This window comes from Lunatimonas salinarum (genome assembly GCF_017811155.1).
Taxonomy (GTDB): domain Bacteria; phylum Bacteroidota; class Bacteroidia; order Cytophagales; family Cyclobacteriaceae; genus Lunatimonas; species Lunatimonas salinarum.
Window position 1 is genome coordinate 73,031 of record NZ_JACVCV010000003.1, and the last position, 20,329, is coordinate 93,359.

Annotated in this window: 15 protein-coding genes; 5 read left to right on the forward strand and 10 right to left on the reverse strand. The window is 45.6% G+C overall.

Going from position 1 to position 20,329, the window contains the following annotated elements:
• Positions 1–219 precede the first annotated feature (219 nt).
• Positions 220–1,914: a phospholipid carrier-dependent glycosyltransferase gene (locus IAQ59_RS04150; protein ID WP_209329532.1), complete on the forward strand. Its 1,695-nt coding sequence runs from the start codon at positions 220–222 to the stop codon at positions 1,912–1,914.
• A 144-nt stretch (positions 1,915–2,058) separates the two neighbouring features.
• On the opposite strand, the gene hpf is transcribed toward IAQ59_RS04150, so the two are convergent.
• Genes hpf through rpsU form a run of 3 tightly spaced genes read right to left on the reverse strand, consistent with a single transcriptional unit; the run spans position 2,059 to position 3,533 of the window.
• On the reverse strand, positions 2,059–2,364 hold the full coding sequence (gene hpf / locus IAQ59_RS04155; RefSeq protein WP_209329533.1) for a ribosome hibernation-promoting factor, HPF/YfiA family: 306 nt from the start codon (positions 2,362–2,364) through the stop codon (positions 2,059–2,061).
• A gap of 31 nt (positions 2,365–2,395) precedes the next feature.
• Positions 2,396–3,280, reverse strand: coding sequence for a tyrosine-type recombinase/integrase (locus IAQ59_RS04160; protein ID WP_209329534.1), 885 nt, complete (start codon positions 3,278–3,280; stop codon positions 2,396–2,398).
• A gap of 58 nt (positions 3,281–3,338) precedes the next feature.
• Entirely contained in the window at positions 3,339–3,533 is a 195-nt protein-coding gene (gene rpsU / locus IAQ59_RS04165) for a 30S ribosomal protein S21 (protein ID WP_209329535.1), read from the reverse strand.
• A 127-nt stretch (positions 3,534–3,660) separates the two neighbouring features.
• Here rpsU and galE point away from each other — a divergent pair, with 127 nt between their 5' ends.
• The 3 genes from galE to IAQ59_RS04175 are packed head-to-tail and all read left to right on the forward strand — an operon-like array spanning position 3,661 to position 7,131.
• Positions 3,661–4,677, forward strand: coding sequence for a UDP-glucose 4-epimerase GalE (gene galE / locus IAQ59_RS04170; RefSeq protein WP_209329536.1), 1,017 nt, complete (start codon positions 3,661–3,663; stop codon positions 4,675–4,677).
• Between the two features lie 12 nt (positions 4,678–4,689).
• Entirely contained in the window at positions 4,690–4,818 is a 129-nt protein-coding gene (locus tag IAQ59_RS22515; RefSeq protein ID WP_280866799.1) for a hypothetical protein, read from the forward strand.
• Between the two features lie 24 nt (positions 4,819–4,842).
• Positions 4,843–7,131: a GH92 family glycosyl hydrolase gene (locus IAQ59_RS04175; RefSeq protein ID WP_209329537.1), complete on the forward strand. Its 2,289-nt coding sequence runs from the start codon at positions 4,843–4,845 to the stop codon at positions 7,129–7,131.
• Here IAQ59_RS04175 and IAQ59_RS04180 read toward each other — a convergent pair whose 3' ends face one another.
• Together IAQ59_RS04180 and rimO are read right to left on the reverse strand one after the other, a co-directional pair.
• Positions 7,132–8,295 carry a hypothetical protein gene (locus tag IAQ59_RS04180; protein ID WP_209329538.1) on the reverse strand — a complete coding sequence of 388 codons (1,164 nt, stop codon included), beginning with the start codon at positions 8,293–8,295 and terminating at the stop codon, positions 7,132–7,134.
• Between the two features lie 99 nt (positions 8,296–8,394).
• A complete protein-coding gene (gene rimO, locus IAQ59_RS04185; protein ID WP_209329539.1) occupies positions 8,395–9,711 on the reverse strand; it encodes a 30S ribosomal protein S12 methylthiotransferase RimO in 1,317 nt (438 codons plus the stop codon).
• A gap of 307 nt (positions 9,712–10,018) precedes the next feature.
• On the opposite strand from rimO, the gene IAQ59_RS04190 reads away from it, so the two are divergent.
• Positions 10,019–12,178, forward strand: a complete 2,160-nt coding sequence (locus tag IAQ59_RS04190) for a ligand-binding sensor domain-containing protein (protein WP_209329540.1) — start codon at positions 10,019–10,021, stop codon at positions 12,176–12,178.
• Between the two features lie 622 nt (positions 12,179–12,800).
• Here the strand turns inward: IAQ59_RS04190 and IAQ59_RS04195 are convergent.
• The 5 genes from IAQ59_RS04195 to rpmB form a co-directional block, all read right to left on the reverse strand.
• The gene (locus IAQ59_RS04195) at positions 12,801–17,690 is read right to left on the reverse strand and encodes a malectin domain-containing carbohydrate-binding protein (protein ID WP_209329541.1); all 4,890 of its coding nucleotides are present in this window, start codon (positions 17,688–17,690) and stop codon (positions 12,801–12,803) included.
• 707 nt (positions 17,691–18,397) lie between these two features.
• A complete protein-coding gene (gene ftsY / locus IAQ59_RS04200; RefSeq protein WP_209329542.1) occupies positions 18,398–19,354 on the reverse strand; it encodes a signal recognition particle-docking protein FtsY in 957 nt (318 codons plus the stop codon).
• A 94-nt stretch (positions 19,355–19,448) separates the two neighbouring features.
• Positions 19,449–19,601, reverse strand: coding sequence for a DUF4295 domain-containing protein (locus IAQ59_RS04205; RefSeq protein ID WP_209329543.1), 153 nt, complete (start codon positions 19,599–19,601; stop codon positions 19,449–19,451).
• A 60-nt stretch (positions 19,602–19,661) separates the two neighbouring features.
• Complete coding sequence (rpmG, locus tag IAQ59_RS04210) at positions 19,662–19,844, reverse strand: 50S ribosomal protein L33 (protein WP_209329544.1); 183 nt, start codon at positions 19,842–19,844, stop codon at positions 19,662–19,664.
• 32 nt (positions 19,845–19,876) lie between these two features.
• On the reverse strand, positions 19,877–20,119 hold the full coding sequence (gene rpmB / locus IAQ59_RS04215) for a 50S ribosomal protein L28 (RefSeq protein ID WP_209329545.1): 243 nt from the start codon (positions 20,117–20,119) through the stop codon (positions 19,877–19,879).
• Positions 20,120–20,329 lie beyond the last annotated feature (210 nt).

The window sequence follows — 20,329 nt, forward strand, 5'->3', positions numbered from 1 at the left end:
ACGCATAAGAAGCAGAACGCAAGGAGGATTGAAATTCTTTTTTGCAGTAACCCGGAGATTGCGCATGGCGCCAAGCGCTCGCGCTCATTGATGCTATGCGTTAATCGTATAAGTCTCCAGGTTAGAATAACCATTTCTGATAGTTCATCGCCCTGTAATGCTTGGCTTGCGGTGTTTCGTTGGTTCAGTTGGCTCAAATTACAACGCAATTGCGTAGCTTTGAAGCATAAAAAAAATCGATTGTCCCTATTGAAACCTACCCAAATCAATTTCACAAGCTGGCTGGAATCTCCTTGGTTCATCATGACCACATTTTTCGTGCTGATCGCTCCATTCTCGTTGAATTATCACTTCCACTACCCCGACGAGATGTATTATACCGACGCCAGCATCCAAATGCTAAAAAACGGAGACTATTTCACAACTTACTTGGGTAATGGCGAATTGCGCTTTAAAAAGCCGATCTTGACATACTGGTCTGTTTTAGCCGGATTTGGTATTTTTGGCATTTCCCCATTTTCCTCTCGGATCTTTTTCCTTTTGGCCGGGACATGCCTGGTGGGGCTGACGTTTCTAATTGCGAGAAATGCCAGCGATGATAAAAAAATCGCCGCTATAGCCGCTTGGATCACAGCTTCCCAACCGCTTGTGATTTTCAGTAGCTCAAGAGCCATTCCGGATATCCTGTTGGTATGCTTTCTTACGTTGAGTGCAGTCGGTATCGTTGGCTTGCTAAAAAAACCACTCGGTACGTCCAAATCTGAGCTTTGGCTTCTCTACCTCGGTTTGGGTTTGGGTTTTGCCGTAAAGGGCCTGCCTGCTGTCGCACTGGGAGCAGTAGCGCTTAGTTACCTAGCTGCAAACCCATGGTCCAAAGTCCCGATCAAGCGGCTCCTATATTTTCCCGCACTGACTGTATCCATAGCCATAGGGTTATTCTGGTTTGTGATCATGTTTTTCCAATTTGGTCCCGTATACCTAGATGCTTTTTTCGATGATCAGGTAGGCATACGTGTTGGAAGCAGAATTGGGCAAATCAGCCGGCACCTACTTTTTGGTGTCGGAATCATGATCGCGTTGTTTGTTCCATGGCTGTTTTTTTTCCCTAGGAAACACCAGGCTTCGATGAGCAAAACCCTTTCTAAAAATCCTTCCTTTTTTGGATTTGCCGCCAGTTGGGTCGTGGCCATTTTGCTTATGACGGGCGTGGTGTCTACCTTTTATGAACGCTACCTACTACCTGTATATCCCTTGGCTGTCGCCGCATTTACTTGGCTGGTATTTACACACCAGTGCCGATCGGGGAAAACTATGCGGTACACCCTTGTCTTTTTCATCGTGCTCAACTTCTTGGCCCTTTCCGTTGGGCTCTTTATGACCACGGGAATGCAAAGTCCTCCCTACCTAATCATCCACTGGGCGGCAGGAATGATGCTGACTATGGCGGTGCTTGCCGCCCTTGCGCGGGATCGCATAGCTGTTTCCCATATTAGCATTGCCATTATGCTGGTATTTTTTAACGGAAGCCTTATTTCCTATCCGCTTTCGATCCCCGATCAGGGAGCCCAGGTAAAAAATTTGGTTAACGAAAAAGGCCTCCCGCCCAATAGCCAAATCGGATTTATTGGAAACCCCCATCATGGTAGTAAAATCCGCATCGGCTTAGGTCTGAACCATCATCTTATCAACTTGGACCGGGAAAATCCTGATTGGCAGCATTACGATTATTTGATTTGCGACGAAACAGGGATGGCCATGCTCCCATTAAAGGACGTAATGACGGAAGTCGCCGCACGTAACTGGAACCCTAAATTTCTTTTGGCTATTTGGGAGGGAATTTGGCAGGGTAACCTTATCGAAAAAAGGCAGGAACTCACCAAAAAATACTACCTCGTAACCCTTCATAAGCCGTAAAAACTACCCGTTGCCCACTAATCCCGGTCTGAACTCCACCTTATTCAACGCGGCTTTACCGACTGAATGTAGCGTGACTATAAAAAAAGCATACCGCCCTTTCGGTCGGTATGCTCAAACTATTTTCCTTAGAATGTACCTTATTTATTGTTTGGCGAGGATTAACTTCTCCTTGTGTTTCTTTATTTGTCGCCTGAGGCCTTCAATCGCTTCGTCAGCAGCCGCCTCAAACGAATCATTTTGATTTTTGGCAAAAAGTTGCTTTCCGGGCACATTCAATTTTATCTCAACGATTTTGTTTTCGCTTCGGTCGTTTTTGTCCAACCGTAAAAACACTTCCCCGTCTATAATCTGATCATAATACGTATCCAATTTATCCGCCTTCTTCTGGATAAAATTGATCAGCTTCTGATCTGCGTCGAAATGAATGGAATGCATTTGTAATTTCATAATGTTAATCGGTTAAAAGTTGAACTTTTATTTAAGCTTTAGGATGTGCCTGTTCGAACACAGCCTTCAGTTTTTCAATGGAATTGTGGGTATAGACTTGGGTAGCCGCTAAACTGGCATGCCCTAAAAGGTCTTTAACCGCATTGAGGTCAGCCCCTTTATTTAGTAAATGAGTGGCAAAAGTGTGACGCAATACGTGTGGACTTCTTTTGGAAGTTTGTACAAAAAGATCCAACTGGTTCCGTACGATTCGGTATATCAACATAGGATAGGCAGGTTCCCTCGTGTTTCTAACGATAAAGTAGTCACTTTCTTCTACATTTGAAAATGTTTCCTTAAATAGTTTTTGATACCGAATTATATTTTCCAATATCGATTTTGACAACGGTATAATCCGGTACTTTCTCCCCTTCCCCATTACTTTCACCTCTCCCTTTTGCAAATCCAAATCCATCCAGCGAAGTCCGATCAATTCGGAAAGGCGGACACCGGTCAAGTATAGAAACTCGATGACCATTCGGTCTCGCTGTCCTTCAAAATCTTCTGAATAGACCCACTCATCCAACACTTTGTCGATGGCTGTTTCTTGGATAAATGCCGGCAAGCGCCTTGGTTTCTTAAGAGACCTTACTTTATAGGTGGGATTCTGTTGGATCTCCCCGGATCGGTGCAGAAACTTATAAAAAGACTTCAACGTGGCCATCTTTCGGTTTACCGTGGTCGCTGCCAACCCCTGCTCGATAAGATCTACCATCCACGCCCTTATTTCTGAATGCCCCGCTTCGGACGGATCTTCGAGCCCAAAGGCCCCTTTTAAAAAATCTTCAAATTGCGTAAGATCGCGCCGGTAAGCAGACAGGGTATGTTCGCTGTACCGCTTTTCGAATTCCAAATGATTTAAAAAAGAAAATAGCATATCGGTGTATTTGTAACACCAATATGCTAAAAGTTTTTATGAAATCGAAGAAAAGCGACTATTTCCCTTCCTCGTCCCTCAATCGCTGAATGTAAGAAGCCTTTATTACTTCGTTTCTCCGAGTCACTGAAGGCTTTTCAAAATGCTGTCTGCCTCTCAACTCCCGAATTACGCCGGTTTTGTCAAACTTCTTTTTGAAGCGCTTTAGCGCTTTTTCAATGGACTCGTTTTCTTTTACGTTTACAACTATCATATGGTACACCCCCTTTCGAGGGGCAAAGTTAAGCATTCTTTTGAAAAACAAAAACTTAAGCTTTGATGGTTTTTACATTTCTCGCACCGGAATTTTCACCGCATCTTTGAATGGATTATATTTGGAAATGGAAAAAATTTTAATAACCGGTGGTGCGGGCTATATAGGTTCACACACTGCGGTAACCCTGGTAGAAGCAGGGTACCTGCCTATCATCATAGATGATTTTTCAAATTCTGACAAGTCGGTTCTGCTAGGGTTAAAAACCATTTTAAAGCAAGATGTACCCTGTTACGAGGGTGATTGTAATGACCGGGACCTAATGAAGCGGATTTTTTCCGAACACCAACTCAAAGGGGTTATCCACTTTGCCGCCAACAAAGCTGTGGGTGAAAGTACAGCAGTACCGCTCAAGTACTACCGAAACAACGTAGGTTCTCTCGTCGTCTTGCTTGAAACAATGGCGGAATATGGAGTACGTGATCTTGTTTTTTCTTCCTCCTGCACGGTGTACGGTCAGCCCGATGAGCTCCCTGTGAAGGAAACTACCCCAAGAAAGGAGGCGGAAAGCCCCTACGGAAACACCAAGAAAATCTGCGAAGATATCTTAGTGGATGTGACAAAAAGTGGCGCAGGAATGCGGATCATCTCGTTGCGTTATTTCAATCCTATTGGAGCCCACCCTTCCTCCTTAATCGGCGAACTTCCACTTGGCGTACCGGCAAACCTCATACCTTTCGTTACCCAAACAGGTGCTGGAATACGGGAAAGTTTAACTGTTTTCGGAAATGACTATGATACACCCGACGGAACCTGCGTGAGAGATTACATCCATGTACTAGATCTGGCAGATGCGCATCTAAAAGCATTGGAATACCTTAATGACAAAGCGGGCAGCTTTTACGACCTATTTAATGTGGGCACAGGCAACGGAAATACGGTCTTGGAGGTCATTCAAGCGTTTGAAAAGGTAAGCGGAAAACCCTTGAACTACCGAATCGGTCCCAGACGGCCCGGTGATGTGGTAAAGGTATGGGCCGACACAACCAAGATCGGAGAGAAACTTAACTGGAAACCGCAATATACACTGGAAGATGCACTGAGGGACAGCTGGAACTGGCAACTTTCCCTCGCGAAAAAATAATCCTAAAAAACCTTGTCTACTTTACTGGTACACGATGAAATCGAGCACGACGCAAGCGACACGCACTGGGATGGCTATAAGCCATGCGACCTGCCTGCCGCAGGCAGGGATTCCATCCCTATAAACCGGGACAAGTTGTGACCGTTGAAAAACAATTATAAACAGATGAAACAAACCTTGGCCATTGCCCTCCTTGTATACACACTGGCTTGGTCTTGCCTAGAAAAACCTAAAGAAGAAACAGCCGCCGTCCGACCTATTGAAATGGTCTACCCACTGCTAGACGCAGCCAACTCCAGGTGGTTTTACTTCAGTTCGGCCACGAGGCCCTTCGGAATGGTAAATCTCAGTCCGGACACCCAACTAGATGGCGCATGGGGTGCAGGGTACCGATACAATACCGATACGATCAAGGGATTCAGCCATATTCATGCTTGGCAAATGTCCGGTGTTTCGGTAATGCCGGTGACGCTAGGAGACGATGCATCAGCCCTTTTTACGAACTACTACTCCGCCTTTAGTCATGACCGGGAGGTGGTGGAGCCGGGGTACCATTCGGTATTTTTGGAACGATATGGTATCCAAGTCGAGCTTGGTGCTACCCACCGGGTTGGATTTCACCGGTATAGCTTTCCAATGCAAAGCAGAGCAGGCATCCTATTTCACCTTGGCGGAATGTTGGGTCCCAGTGAGATCGCAGAGGGCACCTTGGTGCAGTCCGGCCCTAGGCAATTGACGGGCAGTGTGACCAACCTGCCCACCACCCGGCGTCCAAAACCCATTACGGTTTATTTCCAAGTTGAGCTAGACCGCGATATCCGGTCGGTAATCGTCCAAGAAGACGTCGCTCATCGGATCGTTGAAGTGGAACCTTCTGGCGAGGGGACGTTGCATATGAAAGTTGCCATATCTTATACCAGCGCTGAAAATGCTGCATTGAATTTGACATCAGAGCTACCCCATTGGGAATTCGAACGCGTGGTAGACGAAACGCAGTCTAGATGGAATGACCTGTTGGGCAGGATCGAAATAAGCGGAGGCAACGAAACGCAACGACGCCGGTTTTACACCGACCTTTGGAAGGCATTGCAAGGCCGAAGAACCCTATCTGATGTAAACGGAGCCTACCCGGACAATACGGGCGAAACTTTCCGCGTAGGGCAAATCCCACTGGATAACGCCGGCAAACCTAAGTTCCGTCATTTTAATTCAGACTCCTTTTGGGGCGCACAATGGACGATCGGTGTTTTATGGAGCTTGGTGTATCCCGATATTATGGATGAATTCACCAACAGCCTCCTGCAATATTACAAAGATGGGGGCCTGATTCCCCGAGGTCCTTCCGGCGGAAATTATACCCATGTAATGACCGGCGCCTCCTCTACACCCTTTTTCGCTGCTGCTTACCAAAAAGGTATTCGCTCGATTGATTGGGAATTGGCCTATGAAGGACTTAAGAAAAACCACCTCCCCGGCGGCATGATGGGCAAAGCTGGATATGAGCACCACACAGCAATGGGCGGCAATGTGGAAGATTACATGAAGTTGGGATACGTTCCCTATCCCAACCCCAAAGGGAGATTTGGGTTTCACGAACAAGGTGCTGGGCAAACGCTGGAATACAGCTACCAAGATTGGACATTGGCCCAACTGGCTAAGGCTCTGGGTAAAACGGAAGATGCCATATATTTTGAACAGCGCTCCAAAAACTACCGGAACTTATACGATCCGGAGTCTTCCTGGATTCGCCCAAAAGATATAAATGGAAACTGGCTTACGCCATTTGACCCATACGATTACGGCAGGGGTTATGTAGAGGCAAACGGTGCCCAATTCACCTGGTTTGTCCCCCATGACCTTCCGGGTTTGGCATCACTGATGGGAGGCAATGAAAAGGCTGTTGAGAAATTGAATGCACAGTTTGAGGCTGCAGAGGCACTGGGATTTACCTCTGGCACTTCACACGCGGTGGAAACGCACCCTGAATACCGAAGAATACCTATCAACTACGGCAATCAGCCATCCATGCAGACGGCCTTTATCTTTAACCACCTCGGTAGGCCAGATTTAACCCAAAGTTGGTCGCGGAAAGTAGTAAATCGGGCATTCAGCGCAGTTAGCACGGATTTGGGATACAATGGCGACGAGGACCAAGGCCTCATGGGATCATTGGCAGTACTGATGAAAATGGGGCTCTTTCAAATGAACGGTGGAACCGAAAAAAACCCACTCTATGAACTAGGAAGCCCGCTTTTTGACAAAACTGTCATTCACCTACATCCGGACTACTATCCGGGAAAAACCTTCACCATTGAAACCCAAAACAACGGCCCGAATCAGTATTTTATCCAGAAAAAGCACGTTAATGGACTTCCCCTAGAAGGTCTTGGCATACCCCATGACGACCTTGTTCAAGGAGGCATCCTAACCCTTAAAATGGGGCCAAACCCTTGATCAACCAAAGATGGGATGGCGCTCAAAAGGCTTCTGCCGATCAAACAGGTACCTATAGGTATGGTGGGTTTTATAGATTTCCGCCAATAACTGCTCACATACCCGCATCATTTTAGGGTTGAAGTCACCTATCCAGTTCATTTCAATGGTGTGGTATTTCAGCTTTTTGATGTCGAGAAACTCCCTGTAGGAAAGGATCATGGCGCTCTCCACCCCTTTACCCTGAAATTCGGGTACTACACCAAAAACCAACCCAAGCATCTTGTCCGGTGGGTTGAAGGTTTTATTCCATAAAAATTTCAGCTTGCCCAATAAATTCAGCTTGCCGTCGACATGCTTAAAAAGCTGGTTGATCTCGGGGATATTGATAAAAAAGGAAATGGGTTCTCCCTTATAAAAGCCAAAATAAATCAAATAAGGATCAATGACTGGCTTCATTTTGCTTAGCATCAGTTTGGCTTCCCGTTCGGTTACGGTCTTCCCCATGTGCCTCGCCCAGGCTTTGTTATAAACAGTCATAAAATACTCCGGAAATTTATCCCAAAGCTCCTGACCTTTTAGGTACCTGAATTCAAAATCGGAATCGGCCATAATTACCTTAGCCCGCTCTACCATCTTTGGATCAAATCCCACCCCCCTCACAGAACGCATGTAGGTAAATTGCTTGAAATACAGCTGAAACCCATATGCTTCAAAAAAACCCTGATAATAGGCGAAATTCCATGGCATATTGTAGTTTGGCGGACTGAATCCTTCCACCAGCAATCCCCACCATTTGTCCCTCTCACCAAAATTTACCGGGCCATCCATAGCCTCCATTCCTTGTGCCAGTAGCCATTCTCGAGCCGCATCAAATAGCATAAAAGCGGCTGACCGATCTTCGATACACTCAAAAAAACCCATACCCCCGGTAGGTTGCTTCTCTTTCCATTTGGGGTTGACAAAAGCCGCGTTTCTGCCGATCGTTTTCCCGGAATCATCAACCAATAACCAACGAACGGCCTTGCCTCCAGATTTAAACAACTTATTGACGGCTGGATCAAAGATCCCGTCAATATCCTTATCCAAGGGTCGGATCCAATTCGGCTCATTTTGGTATAGGCGAACAGCCATTTGCAAAAATTCCCTGCGGTGGGCGGCAGTGGTCACTTCAATTAACTTCATCGGCAAAGCGGGTTTAGGAAGCCTAAAATTATAAGTGGAACGGATAAAAACGAAAAGCCTGGATAAAAACTTTACCAGACCCCTCTGCACCTATCGCTGCTATTGACTCAGTACATCTCCGTATAAATCGAACTCGGTGGCGTCGGTAATCGTCACAGAAACAAAGTCCCCTACCCTGCAATAATGCTTTTCTGCATCAATAAGCACTTCATTATCCACATCCACGGAATCAAACTCGGTGCGTCCCACGAAGTGGCCCCCTTCTTTTTTATCTATTAAAACCTTAAAGGTCTTTCCTATTTTTTGCTGATTCAACTCAAAGGATATTTGCTCCTGCATCTCCATCAGACGGTTTGCGCGCTCCTGCTTCACCTCCTGAGGCACATGGTCCTCCATTCCAAATGCGTAGGTGTCCTCTTCGTGGGAATAGGTAAAGACTCCCATGCGTTCAAAGCGCATCCTTTCGACAAAATCCATCATCTCCGAAAATTCCTTTTCCTGCTCTCCCGGATGTCCCGTAATCAAGGTCGTACGGATGGCAATCTCTGGAATTTTTGCACGGATTTCTCCAATCAAAGCCTCTTGCTTCTCCCTGGTGGTACCCCGCCGCATCACCTTCAACACCTCCGTGGATCCATGCTGCAATGGAATATCCAAATACTTGCAAATATTGCTACGTTCTGCCATAACATCAATCACTTCCATGGGAAAACCCGTAGGGTACGCATAATGGAGGCGTATCCAATCAATCCCATCCACATCTGACAGCGCCCGCAATAAGTCCGGCAACTGACGCTTCTTGTACAGATCCAGCCCATAATAGGTCGAGTCTTGTGCAATTAACAACAATTCCCGGGTACCCTGGGCGGCCTTGTGCTTCGCCTCCTTCACGAGTTCCTCTATAGGCCTGCTGACATGGCCACCTCGCATCAACGGGATAGCGCAAAAAGAACATGGACGGTCGCACCCCTCGGAAATTTTCATATAGGCATAATGAGAAGCATGGCTCAATAATCGTTCACCGACCAACTCATGTTTATAATCAGCCTTGAAACGCTTTAATATCGCAGGAAGATCTCTGGTTCCAAAAAAAGCATCTACCTGTGGAATCTCTGCTTCCAGATCGTCTTTATAACGCTGAGAAAGACACCCGGTAACATACACCTTATCTACCAAACCTTTTTCTTTCGCAGCGGCATACTCCAGAATGGTATTGATGGATTCCTGCTTGGCGTTATCTATAAACCCACATGTATTGATAATCACAATATTGTTATCCCGATCCGCAGACTCGTGACGGGCATCAATACCGTTACCTCGGAGCTGGCTCAGTAAGACTTCGGAGTCCACCAGGTTTTTGGAGCAGCCCATGGTGATGATATTGACTTTATCTTTTTTTAAGGTTCTCGCTTTCAATGGCTTTTAATTTGCTGCAAAGTTACAAAAAATAAAACGAAGTGCGGTGATTCCCCCACTGTTAGCCCTATGTTACTCTAATATTAAAGTAGCACCCGGAAAAACACGCGTTTCATAAAGGAACCTTAACCCTGAAAAGTCGGACAAAGCCCCTAGAAGCACTAATTTTGAAGCAGTAATACAGCTAAGATTTTTTTATTCCTTGCAACTACTTTTCAATACGCGCCGATGGGAATCGGCGCTTATTTTTTTCAGGAATAGTCCTTAGCCAAGGCTTCCCCGTACTATCCAAAACAACTTCCAATCCATGTCGCCCCTTCTACGTACCCTCCCTGCACTCGGTTTATGGGCCCATTGGCTGATCATTGCCTCGGCAATCGCCCAACAGCCCTCCTCCACTTATTTTCTACAGGAAATCAAACGCGATATTCCTCTGCCTGCTGAGGCCGGCAAAGAAATCATCGGGCTATTCAATCTCCATGGACTTCCTATAGTGGTCACGTCTCAGGGTATCTTTCAGTTAGTCGGAGGCCATTGGCACACGTTGGTCGTTACCAGCAAGGTTCTTACTGGCACGGTTGACAGGAAGGGAGAAATCTGGATTGCCACTGAAACCGAGTTAACCTCCGGTACGGGTAAAAAGATTGCCCTACCTAAACGCAGAGAGGGCGAAGAAATTCGCTGCCTCGCAGCAGGCGCTGAAAACCAACTACATCTTGGTACCAACTTAGGCATATATTCCTGGGATGGAGGTTGGCGGCAAGAAACGTTTCCCAGAACACTTCAAGTCAACGCGATCGCGGTAGACAACAAGGACAGATTGTGGGTCGCCACGATGGATGGCCTCTGGTTGCAAGACCGAAAAAAGTGGATAGACTTGGACACCCACATGATGGCGGTAGGGCACGAGCGTAGGTACTATGCACTTTTATCTGATCAAGACGGAACTGACATGTATTTTAGCTCGGAATGGGCCGTGGGCAGAATCTCCGACGACGGCAACCACTGGGTGGCCAGGGGTAACGATGGGCTTCCCTTTGGCCCAGCTACGGTCATCCACCAAGGAGGAGATGGCTTGTGGCTGGGCACGCTGCGAGGGGCCGTTCAAAAAGGGGAAACATGGCGCTACTATGCAGGAAAACGATGGTTGCCCACGGACCAGGTGACTGCCATACTTTCTTTGGAAAATGGCAAAACGTGGATTGGTACTTCAGATGGCCTATCCGAAATCAGTAACTTGCCGATGACATTGGAGCGCAAAGCTGACTCCATCGAAAGGGTAATCGAAGCCCGGCACAACCGACTGGGGCTGGTCAACCGGTCAAAGCTACGAACGCCTGGAGACCTCTCCACCAGTTACATGGACAACGAGGACAACGACGGGCTTTGGACCGCCTGCTACCTGATAGCGCAATGCTATCGGTATGCTGTGACCAAAAGCCCAGAAGCCAAGGAAAAAGCAACCCGCACCTTCGAGGTATTGGAAAGGCTGGAAACGGTGAGCGGTATTTCCGGATATCCCGCCAGATCCTACGCCCGTGCGGAAGATACCGTCACCCCCTCTCGATCGCCTCATCAAAAAATCTGGCACCCCTCACCGGACGGAAAATGGCAGTGGCTGGACGACACCAGCAGTGATGAAATTACAGGACATGTCTATTCAGTGTCCTTATACCATGATCTGGTAGCAGATGACCTCGGAAAAAATCGTGCAGCCAACCTGATAGATCGCATCGTCACGCATATTTTGGATAATGATTACCACCTCATTGACTTTGATGGCCTGCCCACCCGTTGGGGCATTTGGCATCCTGATTCGCTAAACCATTCGCCCAACTGGATGTTTGAGCGGGGACTGAACTCCCTGCAAATCCTTTCCTTCTTAAAAACAGCTCATCGGCTTACCCAAACCCCCCGGTATGAACAAGTCTACCAAACGTTGGTGGACTCCCATGGCTACCTGGAAAATGCGCGATTTGCAAAGGTTACGGCCCCCTTTGACATCAGTCATTCGGACGATATCCTCAACTTCTTTCCTTATTACAACCTGCTGCGGTACCTACCGGAAGACCATCTCGACTACCCGGTTTACAAGGCCAGTTTGGTAAGGACTTGGCAAGCCGTTCGTTCTGACCGGATGCCGGTATGGAATGTGTTTGCGAGTGCATTACTAAAGATGGATGCGGATATACAACCTGCCCTGGAGGAAATCCAATCATTTCCGATCGACCTAATCAGCTGGCGCATGGAGAACAGCCACCGTTGGGACCTGCGAAAGGACTATCTGGCGCACCGAACACTGCGGGACCAGGCAGACCGTGCCATTCCTAGCCAGGAAGGAAATATCTCCAGGTGGAATACCAACCCCAAACTAATGGATAGCGGAGACGGTGGGCTGACCGAAGACAGCGGCACGTATTTTCTGGTAGCCTACTGGATGGGTAGGTATTTCGGATATTGGGAGTGATGAAGTAAAGTTGAAGTGGCGGATTTACACCCAGTTCGTTGCCATTTTCGAGATAGTCATGGTGCCTTCTTTCAGCCATTAAGGACAGGATTCATTTTCATTTTTCACGATTATCGGAAATCTCAGATGATAATGGTTCCCATCTTCGTAAACGGTATTGGGAGGAAATGCCATGGTACGCTGAACAGTGCCGGACAGCCTATCCAACACTTCCATCAATGGACTTGAATAAATTCCCAAAAAAAATATTGGCTGGATTTTCCCAATCGATTTCACCACGTTCCGGGCGGGAATAAGCCAGTTTGGTACCTAATGGAAGAAAGGGTAAACTCGTCCCGGCCAGAAAAAAAATGCTCCCCTGGCAACGCAATCCGTTCTTGAATCGCTCCATGCTGGTTGAAAAACAGAATCCCCCTTTGATGGTCCATAGCAACGACTTCCCCCTCAATGAGCGCTAAACGAAAACCATGTGCAGAAGTTACTACATCCGGGCCCTCTGGCTATTAAAAAAAGTTAAAATAAAAACGATGCGCATTAGGGAACGAAGACTGTGTCGTCCGTTCATAGCAAGGGGGCTGCCATCGGCAGCCCCCTTGCTATGAACGGATAGATCAAAAATGGATTACTTGGTTACCATTAATTTAAATCTTTCAGAAACGGTATTCTGGGCCATTACACTGACCATGTAGATACCTTCTGGAAGTTGGTTTACTGCCAATTGGTATCCGTTCTGATTTCTCACTTCGCTGGGCTGCACACCGCTCACCAACTTACCGCTGACGTCGTGGATATAAAAGTAATCCGGTGTCACTTCGTATTCTCCCAAAGAGATATTCACGTAATCTCTGGCTGGGTTGGGGTAGATTTTGGAGGCTGAAGCGACGGGTTGAGTTCCCTCTTCAACAACTTCCTCTAAACTTCCAAGTTCAAATCCCATTTCTCTATAGCCTCTGATGAAACTGTTGGCTGTTTGAGTGGTGGGTCTTTTCACCTCTGTCATCACTGCCAATCCACTCAGGGAGGCGTTGTTGGCAGTGGCTTCCAATCGAATATTCAGGACACCATCGGTAACTACCACATTTCTAAAGGCCAAGATATAGGATCTGTTATTACCTATGGTAAATAGGTCAAAGCCGGTTCGGAGGACTTTTCCCTCTATGCTGATGTTATATATTCGTTTGCCGGGTCCTGCAGCGGGGCCTCCTTTTCCAAACCAAAGCTCGTTATGGAAAGTGTTTATGGTATAAGATCCATTGGGCACGGGGATGGCATATTCAAATACAGGAGCATGGCGTTCGGTCGTGAACATTGGTTCGTAGCACGCATTTGGATTACTGAATGTAGAGGACTGTGTGTAGTTTAGTACGTCAGCCACACTGTTTTCAGAAACGAACTCAAATCCTCTAAAGTCAGCACTCGAAGTTGAACCGACATTCACAAGCAATCTAATAGGCTCTGGCTTTCTCACTCCGTAGATACTCAACCCGCTGATAGAAGCACGGTCTTTTGTTGAGGCGAGATCCAGACTAAGCATACCGTCAGTGACTTCAATTTGTTCGAACACGAGGCTGGTAGGCTCGTTGTTGCTTACTTGGAAAATATCGAAATCTTTCATTTTAAGTTCTCCTTCGACAGCAATGTCGAATACACGTCTTCCGGCTGCTGCCGCAGGTCCATTCTTACCAAACCAAAGTTCATTGTGATAGGTCACAACAGTGTAGGTACCGTTATCGACTGGAATGTGATAGCTAAATCTAGTACCGTTTCTTTCGGACTGGAGCACGTTTATTGCGCTGGCATCTGCATTTCTAAAAGTACTGGAAGAGGTAAATATGCCTCCCATTGATTGGTCAGGGATAAAACTAACTGCATCAATGTCCACCATTCTCGAGTCTCCTGCATTCAAGTGCAGTTCGAAAAACGGCTCTACATCGATAGGTTTGCCAACTGGAATCACAAAATCTGGAGTTGGCTTTGAAAGCTGAATAATTGCGATTCCGCTAATGGATGCTTGGTTAGCATGTGCTTGCAGGGATATATTCAACCTTTCGTCGGTAACGCTGACCTTATCGAAGACCTGCATGGCGGGTTGGTTTCGGCTATATTGGAACAGGTCAAATTTGGCTGCTCTAAGCTCATTCTGAATAAAGATATCAAATACTCGTTGTCCGGCCCTTTGTGCAGGACCTGACTTGCCAAACCAGAGTTCGTTGTGAAAAGTAACCACTCGGTATTCTCCGTTAGGGACTGGCACCTGGTAGGACAAGGTGGTGGCATGTCTTTCAGATTGGAACAGCACCATATCCGAAGCGTTTGCGTTACTATTGGTTCTAGAAGAGGAGAAATAGCTGTTTTCGGAGCTTTCACCTACAAATCCAATCGCATCAATGGACGCATGCTGAGCACTTCCTGTATTCAAAAACAAGGTGTACATGTTATTGGCTGCGTTCAGTGCTTCCACATCTATACCCGTTGCCAGTTTCTTTACAGTGATGTTCAACGTATCTGATACAGCGGATAATCCGAAGCAGTTATACGCAACCGCACATACCTCAAAATCACCGGAGAGATCACTTACCCAATTGACTTCATAGGGTTCGTTGGTCAGCGTGGTAAATAGGGATCCATTTTTGAAAATATCTACTTTCTCGATCGTTCCGTCAGGTGCAAAAGCAACGGTTTTCAATTGGACGGCATCTCCTAGCATCAACTCCTCCGGCCCGGACACCAGTTCGATATCTACCAGTGGGAATATTTCGGGCCTGGTAAATTGTATTGCCATCGCGGGTGAAGTGATTTTTTCGCCGGATTCGTTCAATGCCTCTGCATGTACGGTGTAGGAACCAGTTCTCAATCTTTCCCACTCAAATCCATAAGGAGCCGTTTCGGAAGTTCCCACCAACGTATCCGCATTGAAATAATTGACTTTCTGTACCCAACTTTGATCGCCACTTACCGCAACTCCCAAGTTTAGACTGGATCCATTTACTACCCCGTCCTCTGAAGGTACGGAAAGTTTGATTTCAGGTAATGCCATTTCCTTCGATGATTTCATCAAGAGAACCCCGGAGAAAGGAGCAACTGTCACCTGTTTGCTAAAAGGCTTTTTCGCCATATCGTAGTAAGTACCAACAAGTGGGTAGGTTTTTGGGCTAGTGCTGGCATTATATTCAAAGAAGATATAATCTTCAGGTCTGGCAATATCCAACTCAGCCTCGGTGAAGACGATGTTGTCTATCCAAGCATTCATGGCAGGAACGCCTTCGAATCGGATTAAAACTACGGCACTCGCTACATCCAATACGGGAGAAAGCTTCACTTTATATTCATTTCTGGTAAGGTCAAACTTGACGGTAGAAGCAGCAGATATTTCACTCCAGGGAGAACCCCCATGTCGAAGAAACACCTTTGCAGGCACACTCGCATTGGCCATCCCACTAAAAGACAATACATAGGATTTATCTTTAGACACCGAACCGACTCCAAATACCCCTGCAAAACTTCCTGAGCCATTAATGCGGAGGGCACCTCCATCCAGTTTAGAGTTAGATTCCCAAGCGGAGGTACATCCATTGGTGGTCACATGAAGTACGTTGCTGTCAAACCGTTCGTTTGCAAATCTGTTCGCACCGATCAGCTTGGTAATGGTCCATTGCTCAATTTCAAAAGGATGATTTGTAGAACCATAATCTGTACTGTAGGCCTTTTTCCAGGAATCCAAGTCATATAGTGTACTAAGGTCACCACTACCGCCCATATTGACTCGGGTACTGATTCGGAAGTTATCTGAAAATGGGTTTGCATAAATATTGTTTGAAAAATTACCCATCGCCTTGATATCATTTGCGATACTGTTGAAGTTCATGTTTAACTCCTCTTTGTCCTTACCTACAAACACGTTGTTTTCTATTACGTTATCCACGATGGAAGCACCCAAGTTGTCGTTTCCAAAAAACAGGTGGACTCCGGTGTTATAGACCAAGTTGCTATGCACATGAATTCTTCTGGCATTGTGAAGGAAAATACCCTTGCTGGCAATGTTGTAAATGATGTTATGAGCCAATTCCACACCAGATGCATTGTCATCGAAGTAGACACCTTCCACTTGAGGGCGGAATAAAGGTGATTGGATATTGGTTCCCTCTCGAACCCCGATACCGTTTACAACAATGTTGTTAACGACCTTACGGTTATAAAACTCCGCATTGCTTTTCCCGGTATAGGTGTAGATACCTCCACCATCATTTTTCACCAGCCCATAAGTATCCACGATGTTATATCTGACAATTGAATTATTTCCTCCAAATCGTATTCCTATGTAACCGGAATTCAGCACCTCGTTGTATTCAATGATGTTATTTGAGTTTGGAGAGAAAATTGCGTTTCCGTTGTTGTCACCATTCAGCCCCATGCCGGGAAACAGGTAGGTACCAATAACCTTGTTACCCCTGATTTCTGCATCATCAGCAGCCCTTAGGCGAATTCCATTGTTATTTGCATTTAATACAGTCACCCCCTCGATAATGGGTCGGCTACAGCTAAGCATGTCAATACCGGTAACACCCGCAAAGGTAATGTTCAGATTGGAGAACTTGAAGTTATTTGCCGAAGCAAGTGATATCGCATCTTTATTAGCAGCAAACAGTTCCAGTGACTCGAAAACGATATCACTGACACGTCCACTGTTTGTAATGATGGAGTTTCGTGTTCCGACCTGAACGTCAAAGTTTGTCGGCGATTGACTGCCAAAGAAAACGTACAGTTTCTTGGTATTTACATCATAAAACCACTCACCCAGTTGATCCAAGGTACCTCTATGATTCTGTAAAAAGTAGCCCCAATCTTTACGCAGCCCATAAGTAGAACCTGTAGCCGCATCAAAGGTAATTCTGGTTCCACTAACCGAAGTTACCTTCATCCGATCAATAATCCATGGATTCTTCCGAACTACCACTTCGGCACCCACCCAATTTGTTCCTCCTTTCCAATCGTTGTCAATAAGGACATTGTTTCCGACAAAGTCTTCAAAATTCAGGTAGCCTTTATTATCGCCATTACTGTTTGGATACCTACCCATTTCTTGATTTACGCCATTCATGACAAGCACATTCACTGCCTCAGAGGTGAAATTGGCATGGCTGGCTTCATAAACACCATTTCCGATACTTTTCCAGGTGGTAATCTTTGTGGCACCTGATAGGATAGGCGCTGCACCTGTACCAAAAGCGCCAAAATAGATTTTGTTGCTTGTAGTTCCCGAAACTGTAATAAGGATTGTACCATAGAAAGTTTCGCCCCTTTTGAACAATACCGAATCTCCAGGAGTCAGTGTGTTCATGATGCTATTCAATTTCTCAATCGACCTCCAAGGAGTACTTGGATTGGTGGCTTGAGCGGCAGTACGGGTATCACTTCCGCTGGTAGCGGAAAAGTAATAGGTAACCCCCTGTACCTCTAGGAGTGAGAGGAACACTAGAGCCGTTGCGAGAATTTTTTGAACCAAGGTTTTCATGACAGTAACCGTTATGTTGTTATTTATCTTTATTCCTTATCCGTGATCCGATATTCATTTTATCCTACATTTTTCGAACTATGTATTCTAAAAAGCGTGATTTGAATATTGGAATTAAATATTTTGTTTTTCACATAAAGCAAAATGATATTCTATTTATTTGCTCTATATATATAAGAAATAAAATTAAATTTGTTTTTGCAAACATTTACGGAAAAATATAGACCGTCAAGTCAAGCCGATATATTCATATTAAAGTGTGGTATATTATAATATGTATTTCAAAGTAATTATATTGCAGAAAGTCCGTAAAAAGGCCTCAAAAAAAATTTTAAGAATTTTTTACTTTGATTTTGCCTTCATAAAAAATCTGAAAATGCCGAAAGTGAGCCCCAAATTTGGACGGGTCTGAAGCCAAACAGCGACCATACAAAATGCGGTATGGTATCGGAAACCCAATACAAATCCACCGCGAAACGCAGGCCTCCCGGTAAGTGGAAAGCAAGAGCCTACCAACAAAAAGGGTACAAAAAAAGGGGATGCCATTAAGCTGGCATCCCCTTTTTTCGGCAACCGAAAACGTGGTACTATATCATTTAAGGCAGGAGTACTTCACGGAAAGAAAAAAACGACCCAATCCTCCAGCGGATTGATGTAAAGAAAACGTCTTCCATTCACACCCCATCCAAAGACCCATGCGAAAGCAGTTACTTTTTTCGAAAAAGCGAGTCCACAAATTCCTTCCGGTTAAACACCTGCAAGTCGGTCATCTTTTCACCGACCCCTATGTACTTAACCGGTATTTTAAACTGATCTGAAATACCAATTACAACCCCTCCTTTTGCGGTACCATCCAATTTGGTAATGGCCAACGCGGTGACTTCGGTAGCTTTGGTAAATTCCTTTGCCTGAATAAACGCATTTTGACCGGTAGAACCATCCAACACCAACAAAATCTCATGTGGTGCCTCCGGGATGAATTTCTGCATGACTCGCTTGATTTTGGTGAGCTCGTTCATCAGATTCACCTTCGTATGTAATCTTCCTGCAGTATCTACGATTACGACATCGGCATTCATATCCACCGCCTTTTTGACGGCATCGTACGCAACGGAAGCAGGGTCAGTATTCATCCCATGGGAAATGACCGGAACATCTACCCGATCTCCCCAAAGTATCAATTGATCAACAGCGGCCGCCCTAAACGTGTCGGCCGCCCCAAGGACAACAGACTTACCTGATTGCTTAAATTGGTGGGCCAATTTCCCTATCGTCGTTGTTTTTCCTACACCGTTTACACCTACCACCATGATCACATAAGGCTTGACAGAACCCGGAAGATCAAAATCATACAGATCAGCGGAGCTGTTTTCCTCAAGAAGTGCCGCAACCTCCTGCCGAAGGATCGCATCCAACTCCGCCGTATTTACATATTTATCCCGTGCTACCCGTTCCTCAATCCGGCGTATCACTTTTAGGGTAGTATCTATTCCCACATCCGAAGTGATAAGAATCTCTTCCAGTTCGTCGAGTATTTCCTCATCCACCCTGGACTTACCAACGATGGCCTTTCCCAGCTTTGAAAACAGATTTTGACTGGACTTTTCCAGTCCTTTATCCAAACTTTCCTTTTTCTCTTTGGAAAAAAAACCGAAGACTCCCATAGACTATTTTTTATCAGTTCCGAATATAGGCAAAAATCCCTTTCGATAACAACCGAAAGGGATTCTCTGATGCTGCCACTTTTACAATTGGACGCTATTTTTTCAGGGTTTCCTGAACGAGGGTGGACGGAACCATTTCCTCTTTAAAGGTATATGAACCGGTCTTTTCAGACTTCACAGCTCTGATCACTTTAGAATAGGTGATACCACCTTCTTTTTTCAATGTTGCAACTACTTTCTTTGCCATGATCTTGTTCGTTTACAGTATAAATTCACCAAGCTGTAAGAAGGCGAATCCAACCGGAGGTTACTTAATTTCTTTGTGCACGGTCATCTTTTTGAGGATCGGATTGAATTTCTTCAACTCCAACCGCTCCGTGGTATTCTTCCTGTTTTTGGTAGTAATGTACCTGGAAGTACCTGCCATCCCACTGGCCTTGTGCTCTGTACATTCCAAAATTACCTGAACTCGGTTACCTTTCTTAGCCATCGTTTCGTATGTATTTAATATGGAGGTAATTCTTACTTTATAATAATGGATCCGTCTTTCTGCGCATCCTTCAATACTGCGGTGATACCCTTTTTATTAATTGTCCTGAGCGCCTTGGAACACACCTTCAAAGTAATCCAAGCATCCTCCTCAGGGATGTAAAAACTCTTTTTATGCAGGTTTGGGTAAAACATCCGCTTCGTCTTGTTATTTGCGTGGGATACGTTGTTACCTACCCGAGGCCTCTTTCCGGTGATGTCACAAACTTTTGCCATGATCTATATGAAGTGTCTAATTTTTAGCCTTTTAACTTTTGAGTTTGCAAATATCGGAAGTTTTCACGGAATTCCAAAAGCAGACCTTTATTTTTATTTGATAAACACTTGTGATTCATCTTTTTGGTATCCGTTCTTTATTCCCAAGGTCATTTCTTATATTTGCCTCTCTCCATTGAGAGGCTTATTATTAAGCCTAAAATTAGAAAT

Bases quoted from the DNA above. Each gene is read 5' to 3' on its own strand.
- rpmB (WP_209329545.1), bottom strand. From the start codon at position 20,119: ATGGCAAAAGTTTGTGACATCACCGGAAAGAGGCCTCGGGTAGGTAAC.
- IAQ59_RS04180 (WP_209329538.1), bottom strand. From the start codon at position 8,295: ATGAAGTTAATTGAAGTGACCACTGCCGCCCACCGCAGGGAATTTTTG.
- galE (WP_209329536.1), top strand. From the start codon at position 3,661: ATGGAAAAAATTTTAATAACCGGTGGTGCGGGCTATATAGGTTCACAC.
- IAQ59_RS04195 (WP_209329541.1), bottom strand. From the start codon at position 17,690: ATGAAAACCTTGGTTCAAAAAATTCTCGCAACGGCTCTAGTGTTCCTC.
- IAQ59_RS04160 (WP_209329534.1), bottom strand. From the start codon at position 3,280: ATGCTATTTTCTTTTTTAAATCATTTGGAATTCGAAAAGCGGTACAGC.
- IAQ59_RS04205 (WP_209329543.1), bottom strand. From the start codon at position 19,601: ATGGCAAAGAAAGTAGTTGCAACATTGAAAAAAGAAGGTGGTATCACC.
- IAQ59_RS04190 (WP_209329540.1), top strand. From the start codon at position 10,019: ATGTCGCCCCTTCTACGTACCCTCCCTGCACTCGGTTTATGGGCCCAT.
- hpf (WP_209329533.1), bottom strand. From the start codon at position 2,364: ATGAAATTACAAATGCATTCCATTCATTTCGACGCAGATCAGAAGCTG.
- IAQ59_RS04175 (WP_209329537.1), top strand. From the start codon at position 4,843: ATGAAACAAACCTTGGCCATTGCCCTCCTTGTATACACACTGGCTTGG.
- ftsY (WP_209329542.1), bottom strand. From the start codon at position 19,354: ATGGGAGTCTTCGGTTTTTTTTCCAAAGAGAAAAAGGAAAGTTTGGAT.
- rpmG (WP_209329544.1), bottom strand. From the start codon at position 19,844: ATGGCTAAGAAAGGTAACCGAGTTCAGGTAATTTTGGAATGTACAGAG.
- rpsU (WP_209329535.1), bottom strand. From the start codon at position 3,533: ATGATAGTTGTAAACGTAAAAGAAAACGAGTCCATTGAAAAAGCGCTA.